The following is a 17,399-nucleotide window of genomic DNA, read 5'->3' on the forward strand; positions in this document are numbered from 1 at the left end:
GCTAGAATGAGAAGAATTACAGCGATGTTGAGGGAGGATTTACGATGCTTGTGATTGCCGGTCTGGGTAACCCGGGAAAAACCTACGAGAACACGAGACATAATGTCGGCTTTATGGCCATTGACGAGCTTTCTAAAGAATGGAATATTGAATTGAATAAAACGAAATTCAACGGACTTTACGGAATCGGTTTTGTTTCCGGAAAAAAAGTTCTACTTGTTAAACCGCTTACATATATGAATTTATCAGGGGAATGTTTGCGGCCGCTATTGGATTATTATGAAGCCGATCATGAAGATTTGAAAGTCATATACGATGACCTGGATCTTCCGACGGGGAAAATCAGGCTCCGCACGAAGGGGAGCGCAGGCGGACACAACGGAATTAAATCGCTTATTCAGCACCTCGGAACCCCTGAATTTGACCGGATCAGAATCGGAATCGGCCGTCCCGTCAACGGGATGAAAGTCGTTGATTATGTGCTGGGCGCTTTTACGAAAGATGAAGCGCCGCATATCAATGATGCCGTCTCAAAAACCGTAAAAGCCTGCGAAGCTTCCTTGACGAAACCATTTTTAGAAGTTATGAACGAATTTAATGCAAATGTATAAGATAAATAATGGGAGACCATACTAGGGAAAAATGATTTTTTCACATCAGGAGGTCCAATGTATGGCTTTGCATTATTTCTGCCGCCACTGCGGTTTTAAGGTAGGGAGCCTGGAGTATTCGTCGGTGCCGACACAGTCACTTGGATTTCAGCACTTAACAAATGAGGAAAGAAACGATATGATTTCATATAAAGACAATGGAGATGTCCATGTTCTTACAATTTGTGAAGACTGCCAAGAGGCGCTGGAACGCAATCCGCACTACCATGAACACAACACATTTCTTCAATAATGAGCTTTGGTGTAGATTCTAGACCAAAGCGTTTTTCTGTTCTTGCAGAAAATAGAGAGGAGGGGCCCATATGGACAATATTCAAACCTTTATTAAAGAAAGCGATGATTTTAAATCCATTGTTAACGGTTTACATGAGGGGCTGAAGGAACAGCTGCTTGCGGGTCTGTCAGGTTCCGCGCGTTCTGTTTTTACCTCCGCCCTTGCACAGGAAACGAAAAAGCCGATTTTCTTTATCACTCATAATTTATATCAGGCCCAAAAAGTGACGGAAGATCTGACGGCGCTTCTCGGGGATCAATCTGTTTTTTTATACCCCGTAAATGAATTGATTTCTTCAGAAATTGCGGTGGCGAGTCCTGAACTGCGCGCTCAGCGGCTTGATGTCATTAATAGATTAACAAACGGAGAAGCGCCGGTCGTAGTGGCACCCGTTGCAGCACTGAGAAGAATGCTTCCGCCGAAAGAACTGTGGAAAAGCAGCCAAATCGCCATATCACTCGGAGACGATATAGAACAGGATCAGCTGTCTGCACGCCTTGTAGAGGTGGGGTATGAGCGTTCCGATATGGTTTCTGCACCCGGTGAATTCAGTATTCGCGGCGGAATAATCGACATTTATCCGCTGACGTCAGAACATCCGGTGCGGATTGAGCTGTTTGATACGGAGGTCGACTCCATCAGAAGCTTCAACTCTGATGACCAGAGATCAATTGAGACGCTAAAAACGGTGGCCATCGGACCGGCGAAGGAACTGATCATCCGGGCGGAAGAAAAAGCCCGCGCGATGGAAAGGCTCGATAAAGGGCTTGCCGACAGTCTGAAGAAGCTGAAGCAGGACAAACAAAAGGAAATGCTTCATATCAATATCTCGCATGATAAAGAACGGTTATCAACGGGACAGACTGATCAGGAACTTGTGAAGTATCTCTCGTACTTTTACGAAAAGCCTGCTAGTTTGCTAGATTATACACCGTCAGACACCTTGTTATTGTTAGACGAGGTCAGCCGGATTCATGAAATGGAGGATCAGCTCCAAAAAGAAGAAGCCGAATTCATGACAAGTCTGCTGGAAGAAGGAAAAATTCTGCATGACATCAATTTATCCTTCAGCTTTCAGGAGATTATGGCCGAGAAGCGGCGTCCAGCCATTTACTTTTCATTATTTTTGCGTCATGTTCAGCATACAAGCCCTCAAAATATCGTGAATGTGACAAGCCGGCAGATGCAGAGTTTTCATGGGCAGATGAATGTGCTCGCCAGTGAAATGGAGCGCTTTAAGAAATCAAACTTCACCGTCGTCTTTTTAGGCGCAAATAAGGACAGAACCGACAGATTGGCGTCCGTGCTGGCTGATTACGAAATTGAAGCCGCCAAAACGGACAGCTCCAAAGCGCTTGTACAAGGACAGGTCTATGTCATGGAAGGCGAGCTGCAATCCGGTTTTGAACTGCCGCTGATGAAGCTGGCCGTCATTACGGAGGAAGAGCTGTTCAAAAACCGAATCAAGAAGAAGCCGAGAAAGCAGAAGCTGACAAATGCCGAACGGATCAAAAGCTATTCTGAGCTTCAAGTCGGTGACTATGTCGTCCACGTCAACCACGGGATCGGTAAGTATTTGGGGATCGAAACACTTGAAATCAAGGGCATTCATAAAGATTACCTCAATATTCATTACCAGGGCAGTGATAAGCTGTACGTCCCGGTAGAACAAATCGACCAGGTGCAGAAGTACGTCGGCTCTGAAGGAAAAGAACCGAAGCTTTATAAACTGGGCGGCAGTGAATGGAAACGGGTGAAGAAAAAAGTTGAAAACTCCGTTCAGGATATTGCCGATGATCTGATTAAGCTTTATGCGGAACGCGAAGCAAGCAAAGGCTATGCGTTCTCGCCGGATCATGAAATGCAGCGTCAGTTCGAGTCTGCTTTCCCTTATCAGGAAACCGATGATCAGCTCCGATCCATTCAGGAAATTAAAAAGGATATGGAAAGAGAGCGTCCGATGGACCGTTTGCTTTGCGGTGATGTCGGTTACGGGAAGACGGAGGTAGCCATCCGTGCGGCCTTTAAAGCGATCGCCGACGGAAAACAGGTCGCGCTCCTTGTGCCGACGACCATACTCGCACAGCAGCATTATGAAACCATTACGGAGCGTTTCCAAGACTATCCGATTAACATCGGTCTTCTCAGCCGATTCAGAACGAGAAAAGAATCTAATGAAACGCTCAAAGGTCTGAAAAACGGAACAGTAGATATCGTGATCGGAACCCACAGGCTCTTATCTAAAGATGTCGTCTATAAAGATCTCGGCTTGCTCATCATCGACGAAGAGCAGCGCTTCGGTGTTACGCATAAGGAAAAAATCAAACAGATCAAAGCCAATGTCGATGTGCTGACTCTGACGGCGACGCCGATTCCGCGTACGCTTCATATGTCCATGCTCGGTGTGCGGGACTTATCTGTTATTGAAACGCCGCCGGAAAACCGTTTCCCTGTCCAGACATATGTCGTGGAATACAACGGCGCGCTTGTACGAGAAGCCATCGAAAGGGAACTGGCGCGCGGAGGACAGGTATATTTCTTGTACAACCGCGTGGATGATATCGAGCGGAAGGCTGACGAAATTTCCATGCTTGTTCCCGATGCGAAGGTGGCATACGCCCACGGGAAAATGACCGAAAATGAATTGGAAAGCGTCATGCTTAATTTTCTGGAAGGGGAATCAGATGTCCTCGTCAGCACGACCATTATTGAGACAGGCGTAGATATACCGAACGTCAATACCTTGATCGTGTTTGACGGAGACAAAATGGGACTGTCTCAGCTGTATCAGCTGAGAGGACGGGTCGGCCGCTCCAATCGTGTCGCGTACGCGTATTTTACGTACCGCAGAGACAAAGTGCTTACTGAGGTGGCGGAAAAACGGCTGCAGGCGATTAAAGAATTTACCGAGCTGGGATCAGGGTTTAAAATTGCCATGCGTGACTTGACGATCAGGGGAGCGGGGAACCTTCTCGGCGCCCAGCAGCACGGTTTCATCGACTCGGTCGGTTTTGACCTGTATTCGCAAATGCTCAAAGAAGCCATTGAAGAGCGTAAAGGCGATACGCCGAAAAGCGAACAGTTTGAGACAGAAATCGATATCGAGCTTGATGCATATATTCCTGAAAACTATATACAAGACGGCAAGCAAAAAATCGACATGTATAAACGTTTCAGATCAATCGCTACAATTGAGGAGAAAAATGAGCTTCAAGATGAAATCATCGACAGGTTCGGCAGCTATCCTAAAGAGGTTGAATGGCTGTTTACAGTTGCTGAGATGAAAGTGTACGGCAAATATGAACGCGTCGAACTCATCAAGCAGGAAAAGGACGCGGTCAGATTCACTATTTCGGAAGAGGCCAGCGCCCAGATTGACGGTCAGAAATTGTTTGAACTCGGCAATAAATACGGCCGGCAGATCGGACTGGGAATGGAAGGGAAAAAACTGAAAATCTCAGTGCAGACGAAAGGCCGCAAAACCGAAGAGTGGCTGGAGACCGTACTCGGCATGCTGAAAGGCCTTCAAGATGTGAAGAAAGAAACAATCGCGTCCTCATAAAAATTGTTACTCTCTGGTGTATATTACATTTGATGTGACGGATACTAATTTCAAGCGAGTGGCGGAAGCTACATAAAGTAAAGAGCTTTAGTACTTTCCCTTAAATATCATCACATGAAAGAGAGGCACCAGAGAGATGAAAGCTACAGGTATTGTACGTCGTATTGATGATCTAGGACGGGTCGTCATCCCTAAGGAAATTCGGAGAACACTGCGAATCAGGGAAGGAGACCCGCTTGAAATATTCGTTGACCGCGACGGAGAAGTTATATTGAAAAAATATTCTCCTATCAGTGAGCTTGGCGATTTTGCGAAAGAATATGCGGATGCATTGTATGACAGTCTCGGCCATTCCGTTTTGATTTGCGACCGTGACGTGTATATTGCCGTTTCGGGCAGCTCCAAAAAAGAATTTTTGAACAAATCCATCAGCGATTTGCTCGAAAAAACGATGGACCAGCGCAGCTCGGTGCTGGAAAATGACGTAAAATCCGCACAGCTTGTTAATGACATTGATGAAGACATGAGCTCCTATACAATCGCTCCTATCGTGGCGAATGGCGATCCTATCGGTGCCGTGGTCATTTTTTCTAAAGAACAGGCACTTGGAGACGTAGAACACAAAGCGGTAGAAACGGCAGCCAGCTTTTTGGCGAGACAAATGGAACAGTAGGTCTTATTACCATTATTGAAATAAGAAACGGGGAAAGAACAGCTCTTAAACAAGTGCTGTTCTTTTTCATATGTGCTCACTATCGGTTCGGCCGTTAGGATTGTGATATAATAAGCTCGTTTTATAGACGTAATTTTCTAGCGGCTGGAAGGAGCTTTTGGATGAACGATTCAGTTGGCGCCAAACGGCAATCGGCATGGAAAGGTGCTTTTGTGCTTGTTGTTGCGGGCATCGTGACAAAGATATTAAGCGCCGTGTACAGAGTTCCTTTTCAGAATATTGTCGGTGACGTCGGATTTTATATTTATCAGCAGGTGTATCCATTTTTAGGCATCGCGGTCATGCTCTCAACATCCGGATTTCCGGTGATCATCTCAAAATTAATGAACGATTATAGCAATCATAAACAAAAAATAATGAAAATTTCCGCCCTTTATGTCACGGCGGCCGGACTTATACTGTTTGTGCTCATGTATGCCGGCGCGGCGCCGTTGGCCGGTTTTATGGGTGACGCCCGCCTTGAACTGCTGATACGGGTAGCGGCGTTCGCTTTTATACTGTTTCCGTTTACGGCGGTTTTTCGGGGGTATTTCCAGGGCGTGCATGATATGATGCCGTCCGCCTTATCCCAGATCACCGAACAGCTTCTCCGTGTGGCGGTGCTTCTCGGTTTATCTTTCTGGCTTTTGAAAAGCGGCCGTTCATTATATGCGGCAGGTGCGGGGGCAGCCTCGGGATCAATTGCCGGAAGCTTGGCGGCTCTTTGCGTATTGGCCTTATTCTGGTACAAGCGGGAAGACAAGAAGACAGACATCGGACAAATCGAAACAGGTATCATTGTAAAAAAGCTGCTGCTTTATTCAGTCACTATCTGTATCAGCAGTGTATTCATGCTTTTGATTCAGCTCGTAGACGCCTTAAACTTATATTCACTGCTGTCAGACGGGACAAAGAGCCATGCTGCGAAACAGCTGAAAGGCATATATGACCGCGGACAGCCGCTTCTTCAGCTGGGAACCGTGTTTGCCGTCAGTATCGCCGCATCTCTTGTCCCCTCCATTTCAAAAGCGGTGCATGGGAACAAGCCGTTTATTATAAAAGAGAAAGCGACCTCTGCCGTTAAGCTCTGCCTTGCGGTAGGAATCGGCGCATCGGCCGGACTTTTTTGCATTTTAGAACCGGTGAACATCATGCTTTTCCAAAACAGTGAGGGGACGCAGACCTTACAAATATTCAGCTTATCTATCTTTTTTGCTTCGACTGCGCTTACGGCAGCCGCGATCCTGCAAGGCGCGGGACATACCGTCTTCCCCGCCGTGTCCGTCTTGGCGGGAGGGGTGCTGAAATGGTTGTTGAATGTTTGGCTGGTCCCGGGCTGGGGTATTACAGGAGCGGCGCTGGCGACCGTTTTGGCATTTGCCGCAGCCGCGTGCCTGAATCTGCACAGAATTTGGTCGAAGGGCTGGCTGACGAATATCGGCGGCATGGTTGCCCGTTTGTGCTGGTGCACTCTGCTGATGGCTTCTTTTCTGCTCGTGTATACGAAGCTTTGGCCGTTATTCGTTCCCGTCAGCAGGACCGGAGCAGTATGTGAGAGTCTGTCTGCATCAGTCCTCGGGGGGCTTTTGTTTATTTATTGTATGATGAGAATGAAGATATTTACGGACGAAGAGCTGAGCAGCCTTCCTTTCGGCAATGCTTTAAGCAAATTGAAAAAGAGGAGAGAAAAACATGGCAGGTAACATTACGGTCGTCGGCCTCGGCGCCGGTGACATGGATCAGTTGACAGTGGGCGTACATAAGCTGCTGACTCAGGCGAAGCATCTATATATAAGAACGAAAGACCACCCATTGATTCCGGAATTAGAGCAAGAGGCTGCAGCGGATATCCGGTATTTTGATGATGTTTATGAAAAGCACGATCAGTTTGAAGCGGTCTATGAAGAGATCACGGACATTCTGTTTGAAAAAGCGAAGCAAGAGGATGTCGTCTACGCTGTACCCGGCCATCCGTTTGTCGCTGAGAAAACCGTTCAGCTGTTATTTGAACGCCGGGAAGAACAGCAGGTGACGGTTCATACCGCCGGAGGACAAAGCTTTCTGGATGCCACCTTTAATGCATTGCGGATTGATCCGATTGAAGGGTTTCAATTTACAGATGCGCAAACAATGACGCCGGATGAGCTTGAGCTCCGCCATCACCTGATCATTTGCCAGGTTTATGACCAAATGACGGCCTCTGAGGTGAAGCTGACGCTTATGGAGAAATTGCCTGACGATTATGAAGTGGTCATCGTAACGGCAGCCGGAAGCAAGGGAGAAAAGATCACCAAAGTGCCTTTGTTTGAACTTGACCGCAATGTAGAGATAAATAACTTAACAAGTGTATATGTTCCGCCGATTAAAAAAGAAGAACTCCTTTACCAGGAATTTTCCGCATTCCGAAGAATTATTCGTGAGCTTCGCGGGCCGAACGGCTGTCCGTGGGATCAAAAGCAGACACACCAGTCATTAAAGAAATATATGATTGAGGAATGCTACGAATTGCTCGAGGCCATTGACGAAGAGGACACGGATCACATGATAGAAGAGCTCGGGGATGTCATGCTTCAGGTTATGCTTCACGCCCAGATCGGAGAAGACGAAGGGTATTTCTCAATTGATGATGTCATCAGAGACATCAGCGCCAAGATGGTCAGACGGCACCCGCACGTGTTTAAGGATGTTAAGGTTCAGGATGAACATGATGTCGTCGCCAACTGGGAAGAAATCAAAAAGGCGGAAAAGCAAACAACATCCTCTTCATTGCTGGATGACGTACCGAAAACACTGCCTTCTCTCGCAAAAGCGGCCAAACTTCAGAAAAAAGCCGCAAAAACCGGCTTTGACTGGGATGACGTTCAGGATATATGGGATAAAGTAAATGAAGAGCTGAAGGAATTTTCTGCAGAGGCTTCCGCCGAATCAGCAGATGAAATCAGCTTAAAAGCTGAATTCGGCGATGTTTTATTTGCATTGGTCAATATCGGCCGATACTATAAAATTGAGCCTGAGGAAGCGCTCGCCATGACAAATGACAAATTCCGCAGACGCTTTGCTTATATTGAGAAAGAAGCGGCGGCAAAGGGACTTGAATTGACCGCAATGTCACTTGAGGAAATGGACAAATTGTGGGATGAAGCAAAAGAAATGGAGAGGAGATTCTAAATATGAGACTTGATAAGTTTTTAAAAGTATCCAGATTAATTAAGCGCCGCACTTTGGCGAAAGAGGTCGCCGACCAGGGGAGAATCACCGTTAACGGGAATCAGGCGAAAGCCAGCTCAGACGTAAAAGCCGGCGATGAACTGACGGTTCGCTTCGGCCAAAAGCTTGTCACGGTAAAGGTAAACGAATTGAAAGAAACAACCAAAAAAGAAGAAGCCGCGGGCATGTATACAATCGTCAAAGAAGAAAAACTCGGCGAATAGGCTTGTTCTAAACAAAGCTCCCGCCTCATACAATGCAGTAATAATGCTAAAAGTATCGAGGATATGGGGGCTGAATAGATGAATTCATATTATGAGCAAAAAGGTTCTTCTTCTGTTCCGGAACAGCATGATGTGACGATGAAAGGGAGAAAGCATTTAGACATTTCGGGCGTCAAGCATGTAGAAAGTTTTGACAACGAAGAGTTTTTGCTGGAAACGGTTATGGGAATGCTTTCCGTCAGAGGCGAGAACCTGCAGATGAAAAACCTTGATGTGGAAAAAGGGATTGTATCTATAAAGGGCAGGGTGTTTGACCTTGTATATTTAGACGAGCAGCAAGGGGATAAAGCTAAAGGGTTTTTTAGCAAGTTGTTTAAATGACGCTGACGACCCAATTTTATACGATGCTGGCAATGACCGGTATGGGCGCCTGGCTCGGAGCGTCGCTTGATACATACAGGCTGTTTGTCAGCCGCGCCAAAACGGCCAGATGGCTGTTATTCATTCATGACCTTCTTTTTTGGATTGTACAAGGTCTGCTGTTTTTCTATGTGCTGCTCAACGTGAATGAAGGTGAACTCAGGATATACATTTTCTTGGCTGTCTTACTGGGAATTGCGACGTACCAAAGCCTGTTTAAACGAATGTATATAAAAATACTGAAATTCGCCATCCATCTTGCGGTATCTCTTTATCAATTCGCAAAAAAGCTCATTCAGCATGTGCTGTTCCGTCCGGTGGTTCTGCTTTTTAAGCTGCTCATCGGACTGACCACGTTTATTTCTTTATACTCCTATCGGGTGAGCGCCTTTTTTGTGAAGTGTCTTTTTAAGATCGTAACGTTTTTGCTGCATCCGCTGTTCTTCCTGTTGAAACAATTATTGAAACTTCTTCCTGAAAAGTGGCGTCTTACTTTCAAACGATATTTTCAAAAAAGTGCAGGATTTTTACAAAAGAGCAAGAAACTAATCATAACAATCAGATCGACCATGATACGTATTTTGAAAAGATGAAAGGAGGACCGTCTGGTTTGAATCTATCTAGAGAACGTACAATAACTGAAATTCAAAACGACTATAAAGAGCAGGTTGAGCGGCAATCCCAGCTTATGAAAAGAAGGCGGAAAGGGCTTTTCAGACGGTTGATCGTATTCGGCGCCCTTGTGTTGTTGACGGCTATTGTCTTAGCGGGTTCTCTGTGGTCACAGACCTCTTCCCTTAGCGCAAACGAAGAAAAGAAAGCTCAGCTGGAAAAACAAGTGAAAGAATTGGACGCGAAACAGGCTGATTTAAAAGATGAAATTTCCAAATTAAAGGATGAGGATTACGTCACAGAGCTTGCCAGAAGAGACTTGTTTATGTCAGGAAATGGTGAGATTCTCTTTAATGTAGAAAAGAAGAGCAAGTAGCCTTGTTGACACTTAAAATTTTATTTAGGTATAATTAAACAAACGATCTTTTTATAAGCCTAAGGAGGAGCACTTTTTTTATGTCGATTGAAGTTGGCAGCAAGTTGCAAGGGAAAATAACAGGTATTACAAATTTCGGAGCATTTGTTGAATTGCCTGGAGGCTCAACCGGTCTCGTTCATATCAGTGAGGTAGCCGATAATTATGTGAAAGACATTAACGAGCATTTAAAAGTCGGCGATCAAGTTGAAGTGAAAGTCATCAACGTTGAAAAAGACGGGAAAATTGGTTTATCAATTAAAAAAGCTAAAGACCGTCCGCAAGCCAGACCTAGAAATGATTTCCGTCCGAAAGAATCTTTTGAACAGAAAATGAACAAGTTTCTTAAAGATAGCGAAGACCGCTTATCATCTTTAAAACGAAACACGGAATCAAAACGTGGAGGGCGCGGAGCAAGAAGAGGATAACTTGCTGCTTTCTATAAATACATTGGAGCATCCGTCTATCCCGCGGGTGCTTTTTTTTGTAAACATCCATGTAGTCAGAAAATTAAAACTTCAAAGTTTCTGTTGACGGAATGAAGAAACCTTTGTATTATATAACTTGTGCTTATAAGCACTTATATGGCGGTGTAGCTCAGCTGGCTAGAGCGTACGGTTCATACCCGTGAGGTCGGGGGTTCGATCCCCTCCGCCGCTACCATATATTTTTGGCCCGTTGGTCAAGCGGTTAAGACACCGCCCTTTCACGGCGGTAACACGGGTTCGAATCCCGTACGGGTCATCAAGCGAATCGGCTTCTGTTGCAGAAGCCGATTTTTTCATATTTAGACAACTTTTTGAGAAATGTCGGAGGAAATAAGAAAGGAAAGGGGAACAAGGGAGAAAGCGTCGAAGAGTTCTTTGGAATCGTTACCTTCTTTTGACAAAATCCTATCTGTGCTTTCATTTATAATGACAAGCAACGAATAAAACAGGTGGGGGATGAGAGCAATGGAAAAAGCGGAAAGAAGAGTGAACGGGCCGATGGCGGGACAAGCTCTGGAAAAACTGCAATCGTTTTTTGAAAAGGCTGCAAAGCTTGCGGTTCATCAGGCGCATTCATTTTTTTTCTATAAGGGTTTCATTTATGTCGTGATCGGTTTTCTGCTTGGACGGGCTTTTATATTATCTGAGGTTCTTCCGTTTGCGCTGCCGTTTTTCGGGGCGATGCTTTTGATCAGAAGAGATAAAGCCTTCTATGCTTGTCTGTCATTGCTTGCAGGCGCGTTAACCATTTCGCCGAAACACTCTTTGCTGATTCTCACAGCTTTAGCCGTCTTTACTCTATTTTCAAAAATCGGTACATATATCATGCAGGACCGGGTGAAGATGCTGCCGATCGTGGTGTTTTTCTCTATGGCTGCCGCGAGAATCGGTTTTGTTTATTTTGATAGCGGCGCTTTTACCACTTATGACTATGTGATGGCTGTTGTCGAGGCTGGCTTGGCCTTTATTTTGACGCTGATCTTTTTGCAAAGCCTGCCGATCTTCACGATCAAAAAAGTGAAACAATCATTAAAAATAGAAGAAATCATCTGTTTTATGATCTTGATCGCATCCGTTTTAACAGGTCTTGCAGGCGTTTCGTTTCAGGGAATGCAGGCCGAACACATACTGGCCCGTTATGTCGTTCTGAGTTTTTCCTTTGTCGGCGGAGCAAGCATCGGCTGTACTGTCGGTGTTGTGACCGGGCTGATTCTCGGGCTTGCGAATATCGGCAATCTCTATCAAATGAGTCTGCTTGCGTTTTCCGGGCTTCTTGGCGGACTGCTGAAGGAAGGCAAGAAAGCCGGCGCCGCAGTCGGATTGGTGATCGGCTCACTGCTGATATCATTATATGGAGAAGGGTCTGCCGGGTTAATGACCACCCTTTACGAATCTTTGATTGCCGTTGCCTTGTTTTTAATTACGCCCCAGTCGATTACGAAAAAGGTGGCGCGATACATACCGGGCACTGCTGAGCACAGTCAGGAACAGCAGCAGTACGCGAGAAAAATCAGAGATGTCACTGCCCAGAAAGTAGATCAGTTCTCCAATGTGTTTCATGCCTTGTCGGAGAGCTTCGCCACCTTTCATCAGACGTCTTCCGATGAGCAGGCTGAAGAAGGGGAAGTGGATCTCTTTTTAAGCAAAATCACCGAGCATTCCTGCCAATCCTGTTATAAGAAAAGCAAATGCTGGGTTCAAAACTTTGATAAAACATATGATTTAATGAAACAGGTTATGCATGAAACAGAGGAAAAACAGTATGCCTCAAACCGCAGATTAAAAAAGGAGTTTCAGCAGCACTGTTCCAAATCCAGACAGGTGGAAGAGCTGATTGAAGACGAACTTGCCCATCATCACGCCCATCTGACCCTGAAGAGAAAAGTTCAGGACAGCAGAAGGCTTGTTGCCGAGCAGCTGTTGGGGGTTTCTGAGGTCATGGCGGACTTTTCTCGGGAAATAAAACGGGAGAGGGAGCAGCATTTTATTCAGGAAGAACAAATGATAGAGGCGCTTCAGCATTTCGGAATCGAGATTCAGCATGTCGAGATATACAGCTTGGAGCAGGGCAATATTGATATTGAAATGACAATCCCGTTCAGCGGAGGGCACGGCGAGAGTGAGAAAATTATCGCCCCGATGCTGTCTGACATTCTTGAGGAGCAGATACTTGTCAAAAGCGAACAGCACTCGGCTCATCCGAATGGCTACAGCCATGTCGCGTTCGGTTCGACCAAGTCTTACCGGGTATCGACAGGCGCGGCTCACGCGGCAAAAGGAGGGGGCCTTGTCTCCGGCGACAGCTACAGCATGATGGAACTGGGGGCGAGAAAGTATGCGGCCGCGATCAGCGACGGCATGGGCAATGGGGCGAGGGCCCATTATGAGAGCAATGAAACGATTAAACTTCTCGAAAAAATACTCGAATCGGGGATTGATGAAAAAATCGCGATCAAAACGATCAACAGCATTCTGTCTTTACGGACGACAGATGAAATCTACTCAACTCTTGATCTTTCTATCATTGATCTTCAGGATGCAAGCTGTAAATTCTTGAAGGTCGGTTCAACGCCGAGTTTTATCAAGCGGGGAGATCAAGTCATGAAAGTGCAGGCCAGCAATCTGCCGATCGGCATCATCAATGAATTTGATGTGGAGGTCGTAAGTGAACAGCTGAAAGCGGGAGATCTGCTCGTCATGATGAGTGACGGTATTTTTGAAGGGCCGAAGCACGTAGAGAACCACGACCTGTGGATGAAACGGAAAATGAAAGGGCTGAAAACCGAAGACCCGCAGGAAATCGCTGATATATTAATGGAAGAGGTCATCAGAACGCGTGCCGGCCAAATCGAAGACGATATGACGGTCGTTGTCGTCCGGATTGACCACAATACACCGAAATGGGCATCCATACCGGTGCCGGCGGTTTTCCAAAATAATAAGGAGATTTCTTAATCCTTTCGTATAAATCACATTCCTTCTGGCGAAGATGGGACTAATCGTATCACCGGGAGGAATGAATGTGAATAAGGGACATTTAAATCAAGTTCTGCTGATTACAGATGGCTGCTCCAATCATGGTGAAGACCCGATTGCGATGGCGGCTTTCGCCAAGGAGCAGGGGATTACGGTGAATGTTATAGGAATTATGGAAGAAAACGCGATTGACCAAGAGGCAATGAAGGAAGTTGAAGGCATCGCCATGGCCGGAGGCGGCGTCCATCAAGTTGTGTATGCGTCTCAATTGTCTCAAACGGTTCAAATGGTGACAAAAAAAGCAATGACCCAGACACTTCAAGGTGTCGTCAATCAAGAGCTTAAACAAATTTTAGGGAAAAACGTTGAAATGGAAGAACTTTCTCCGGAAAAACGCGGCGAAGTGATGGAAGTGGTTGATGAACTCGGCGAAACGGTTCATCTGCAAGTGCTTGTGCTGGTTGATACGAGTGCGAGTATGGCGCCGAAACTGCCGACGGTGAAAGAAGCGCTGATTGATCTTTCCATCAGTTTAAATTCCCGGGCCGGTCATAATGAATTTGCTATGTGTATATTTCCCGGGAAAAGCCAGGAAGTTGAGCTTGTGCTGAATTGGACGCCGAAGCTTGAATCGCTTTCCACTCTCTTTGCGAAGCTGTCAACCGGCGGTATCACCCCTACGGGTCCTGCTATCCGGGAAGCGACGCAGCAGTTTGAAAGAATCCGCTCAAGAAGGAGCATGTTGGCAGATGATGAACGACGCTTTAACGAGTTTGGCATGTAGTCTGGCACCGGGAACGGAAATCCAAGGCAAGTGGAACGGCAAATCCTACAGATTGCTCAAACAGCTTGGCAAAGGGGCTAACGGTATTGTATATCTGGCAGAAGCATCAGGCGGACATGTCGCTTTGAAAATAAGCAGCGACAGCATGTCTGTTACCTCTGAAGTGAATGTCTTAAAATCCTTTTCAAAGGCCCGGTCGCAAACGATGGGGCCTTCTTTTTTTGATGCGGATGATGCCTTTATACCGCAGCTGAATAAAAATGTCTCTTTTTACGTGATGGAGTACATAGAAGGGCCGCTTCTTCCGCAATATATCAGCAGTAAGGGAACGGAGTGGATTCCGGTGCTGATGGTGCAGCTTCTTTCCAGTCTGTCTGTCCTCCATCAGCAAGGATGGGTCTTTGGCGACCTCAAGCCGGAAAACCTCATTGTAACCGGACCTCCGGCTGCCATTCGCTGCATTGATGTAGGGGGAACGACAAAACAGGGGCGCGCGATTAAAGAGTATACGGAGTTTTACGACAGGGGCTATTGGGGGTATGGAACAAGAAAAGCGGAACCATCCTATGACCTGTTTGCTGCAGCTATGATCATGATCCACTGTGTTCAGAAGAAAGAGTGCAAAAAGACAGGACAGCCGAAAGAACAGCTTCGTTCTATTATTGAAGGCCACCCGTTTTTGAATAAGTATAAGAAGGTTCTGTTTTCTGCTTTAAACGGGCAATATCCGTCTGCTGAAGCGATGAAACATGACATCCTGACGGCGGGGCAGAGCACGGGAGGCAAAAGGAAAACCGCCGCCAAGCCTAAGGCGCAGCAGGCGAAACCGCGGCAGGGTACTGTTTCTCAGACGCGGTATAAACCAAAACAAAAGCCCGCAAAACACAATGGTTTGTTTGAAACAACACTTATTCTAATCAGCGTTCTCGCCCTTTATTTCGCTTACATCGTCTTTTTTCTCATCTAGGGCCGGCCGGTCGCCGATGTTCATGCTTCTTCTTTGCTTGGAGGGAATGAAAGTGATAGGATATGTATATCTTTAAAAAACCTGCTCATCGTGAGGGGGACATTGTGAAAAGCGTGGAAGATTTTTTCAAAACATATCATCTTCAGGCGGAGGGAGAAACGATTATAGCCGGAGTCTCCGGAGGCCCTGATTCAATGGCGCTTCTCAGCATGCTGAATAAGCACTTCGGGCATTCCTCCGTTATCATTGCGGCGCATGTCGACCATCAGTTCAGAGGACCTGAATCTGAAGAAGATATGAAGTTTGTGCAGTCATATTGCGAGGCGGAACACATCCTTTGCGAAGCGGTACAGATTGATGTTTCCGCATATGCAAGGAAGAATAAGCTGAACAAGCAGGCTGCCGCGCGTGATTGCAGATATCAGTTTTTTAAAGAGCTGATGGCAAAACACCAAGCAAAGTTTTTAGCGCTGGCTCACCATGGCGACGACCAAGTTGAGACAATGCTCATGAGGCTTGCGAAAGGTACGCTCGGGGCGGGGCTTGCGGGAATGCAGCCTGTCCGCGAATTCGCATCCGGCCTGCTGATCAGACCTTTCCTCTATACGGCAAAAGATGAAATTCTTGAATACTGCCGTCAAGAAGGGCTGTCCTACAGAACGGATGAGAGCAACACAAAAGACGATTATACAAGAAACAGATTCAGAAAGACCGTGCTTCCTTTTTTAAAACAAGAATCACCTGACGTTCATAAAATGTTTCAAAAGGTGAGTGAAGCACTGACAGAAGACGAACAATACTTGCAGTCATTAACGAAAGAACGAATGAATAAGGTTATTACAAGCAAGTCTGACACATCAGTTGAAGTCAATTCCTCTCAATTGCTTGCCCTTCCGATACCTTTACAAAGAAGAGGAGTTCAACTAATATTAAACTATCTTTATGAAAACGTTCCATCGTCGTTTTCCGCCCGCCATATCCAGCAGTTTCTTGAATGGGCAGAAAACGGAAGCGCCTCAGGAGTGCTTGATTTTCCAAAAGGGCTGAAGGTGGTCAAATCATATCAGACATGTTTGTTTACATTTGAACAATGGCAGTGTGAAAAGATTCCCTTTGAGCTGCAGCTGCAAGGAGCAGAAGGTGAGGCTGCTGTTCTGCCCAACGGCTTTATGATAGAGGTGGCCGATCAAGCCGATCCTCATATCAAAAATGGGAATGCTGTTTTTATAACAAGCAGAAATAAGGTGCAATTTCCTTTAACAATCCGGACGAGAAAAATCGGCGACCGGATCAAACTTAAAGGGATGAATGGCTCGAAAAAGGTAAAAGATATATTTATTGATCATAAACTGCCTCTGCGTGATCGGGACGAATGGCCGATTGTAACGGATGCAAGCGGTGAAATTATCTGGCTGCCTGGCTTGAAAAAATCCATCTTTGACAATCTTGTGATTTCAAACAGTGACCGCATTGTATTACAATATAGACAGCATGAAAAGTGTAGGGGGCAAGCATTAACATGAAACAAGATATCGAAAAAGTGCTGATCTCAGAAGATGAGATCCAGCAGAAAGTAAAACAGCTTGGAGAACAATTAACAAGCGAGTACAGCGACACGTTTCCGTTGGCAATCGGTGTGTTAAAGGGAGCGCTCCCTTTTATGGCTGATCTTATAAAGCATATTGATACATATTTGGAAATGGACTTCATGGATGTATCAAGCTACGGAAATTCCACGGTTTCTTCCGGAGAAGTCAAAATCATCAAAGATTTGGATACATCTGTAGAAGGCCGGGACATCTTAATCATTGAAGATATTATCGACAGTGGGTTAACCTTGAGCTATCTCGTAGAACTCTTCCGATATCGTAAAGCGAAATCAATTAAGATTGTTACCCTATTGGATAAACCAAGCGGAAGAAAAGCGGACATTAAAGCAGACTTCGTAGGCTTTGAAGTTCCTGACGCGTTTGTTGTGGGTTACGGACTTGATTATGCCGAACGCTATCGCAATCTGCCTTACATCGGAGTGTTGAAACCGGCGATTTATGAAAGCTGATCGGCTGCCTGCTTCCGAGATGGTTATC

Annotated in this window: 16 protein-coding genes and 2 tRNA genes; all 18 read left to right on the top strand. The window is 45.9% G+C overall.

What is annotated here, in order from left to right; genetic code table 11:
• The first annotated feature begins 44 nt into the window (after positions 1–44).
• The 18 genes from pth (at position 45) to hpt (ending at position 17,371) form a co-directional block, all read left to right on the top strand.
• Positions 45–611 carry an aminoacyl-tRNA hydrolase gene (gene pth, locus AD710_RS08230; protein ID WP_049627765.1) on the top strand — a complete coding sequence of 189 codons (567 nt, stop codon included), beginning with the start codon at positions 45–47 and terminating at the stop codon, positions 609–611.
• Between the two features lie 61 nt (positions 612–672).
• Positions 673–903, top strand: coding sequence for an anti-sigma-F factor Fin (locus AD710_RS08235; protein WP_049627766.1), 231 nt, complete (start codon positions 673–675; stop codon positions 901–903).
• Between the two features lie 70 nt (positions 904–973).
• Positions 974–4,507: a transcription-repair coupling factor gene (mfd, locus tag AD710_RS08240; RefSeq protein ID WP_049627767.1), complete on the top strand. Its 3,534-nt coding sequence runs from the start codon at positions 974–976 to the stop codon at positions 4,505–4,507.
• Between the two features lie 136 nt (positions 4,508–4,643).
• Positions 4,644–5,180, top strand: coding sequence for a stage V sporulation protein T (spoVT, locus tag AD710_RS08245; RefSeq protein ID WP_049627768.1), 537 nt, complete (start codon positions 4,644–4,646; stop codon positions 5,178–5,180).
• 161 nt (positions 5,181–5,341) lie between these two features.
• Entirely contained in the window at positions 5,342–6,922 is a 1,581-nt protein-coding gene (locus tag AD710_RS08250) for a putative polysaccharide biosynthesis protein (protein WP_049627769.1), read from the top strand.
• On the top strand, positions 6,912–8,387 hold the full coding sequence (mazG, locus tag AD710_RS08255) for a bifunctional methyltransferase/pyrophosphohydrolase YabN (RefSeq protein ID WP_049627770.1): 1,476 nt from the start codon (positions 6,912–6,914) through the stop codon (positions 8,385–8,387). Before AD710_RS08250 ends, mazG begins: the two co-directional genes overlap by 11 nt.
• Before the next feature lie 2 nt (positions 8,388–8,389).
• The gene (locus AD710_RS08260) at positions 8,390–8,650 is read left to right on the top strand and encodes an RNA-binding S4 domain-containing protein (RefSeq protein ID WP_007409934.1); all 261 of its coding nucleotides are present in this window, start codon (positions 8,390–8,392) and stop codon (positions 8,648–8,650) included.
• 78 nt (positions 8,651–8,728) lie between these two features.
• Positions 8,729–9,031: a sporulation protein YabP gene (gene yabP / locus AD710_RS08265; RefSeq protein WP_004264638.1), complete on the top strand. Its 303-nt coding sequence runs from the start codon at positions 8,729–8,731 to the stop codon at positions 9,029–9,031.
• On the top strand, positions 9,028–9,663 hold the full coding sequence (yabQ, locus tag AD710_RS08270; protein ID WP_049627771.1) for a spore cortex biosynthesis protein YabQ: 636 nt from the start codon (positions 9,028–9,030) through the stop codon (positions 9,661–9,663). The genes yabP and yabQ overlap by 4 nt, the downstream gene beginning before the upstream one ends.
• A 17-nt stretch (positions 9,664–9,680) precedes the next feature.
• On the top strand, positions 9,681–10,058 hold the full coding sequence (gene divIC / locus AD710_RS08275; RefSeq protein ID WP_016936533.1) for a cell division protein DivIC: 378 nt from the start codon (positions 9,681–9,683) through the stop codon (positions 10,056–10,058).
• A gap of 80 nt (positions 10,059–10,138) precedes the next feature.
• Positions 10,139–10,525: a S1 domain-containing RNA-binding protein gene (locus AD710_RS08280; protein ID WP_004264630.1), complete on the top strand. Its 387-nt coding sequence runs from the start codon at positions 10,139–10,141 to the stop codon at positions 10,523–10,525.
• Between the two features lie 158 nt (positions 10,526–10,683).
• Positions 10,684–10,760, top strand: a tRNA-Met gene (locus AD710_RS08285).
• A 9-nt stretch (positions 10,761–10,769) separates the two neighbouring features.
• Positions 10,770–10,841 (top strand) — tRNA-Glu (locus AD710_RS08290).
• Positions 10,842–11,050: 209 nt separating this feature from the next.
• The gene (gene spoIIE, locus AD710_RS08295) at positions 11,051–13,540 is read left to right on the top strand and encodes a stage II sporulation protein E (RefSeq protein WP_016936534.1); all 2,490 of its coding nucleotides are present in this window, start codon (positions 11,051–11,053) and stop codon (positions 13,538–13,540) included.
• 67 nt (positions 13,541–13,607) lie between these two features.
• Positions 13,608–14,345, top strand: coding sequence for a vWA domain-containing protein (locus AD710_RS08300; protein ID WP_049627772.1), 738 nt, complete (start codon positions 13,608–13,610; stop codon positions 14,343–14,345).
• The gene (locus AD710_RS08305; RefSeq protein WP_049627773.1) at positions 14,311–15,312 is read left to right on the top strand and encodes a protein kinase domain-containing protein; all 1,002 of its coding nucleotides are present in this window, start codon (positions 14,311–14,313) and stop codon (positions 15,310–15,312) included. The genes AD710_RS08300 and AD710_RS08305 overlap by 35 nt, the downstream gene beginning before the upstream one ends.
• Before the next feature lie 104 nt (positions 15,313–15,416).
• A complete protein-coding gene (gene tilS, locus AD710_RS08310) occupies positions 15,417–16,835 on the top strand; it encodes a tRNA lysidine(34) synthetase TilS (RefSeq protein WP_049628789.1) in 1,419 nt (472 codons plus the stop codon).
• Positions 16,832–17,371, top strand: a complete 540-nt coding sequence (hpt, locus tag AD710_RS08315) for a hypoxanthine phosphoribosyltransferase (RefSeq protein WP_004264611.1) — start codon at positions 16,832–16,834, stop codon at positions 17,369–17,371. The genes tilS and hpt overlap by 4 nt, the downstream gene beginning before the upstream one ends.
• Positions 17,372–17,399: the final 28 nt, after the last annotated feature.

The organism is Bacillus sp. JFL15, from assembly GCF_001184225.1.
Lineage (GTDB): Bacteria > Bacillota > Bacilli > Bacillales > Bacillaceae > Bacillus > Bacillus siamensis.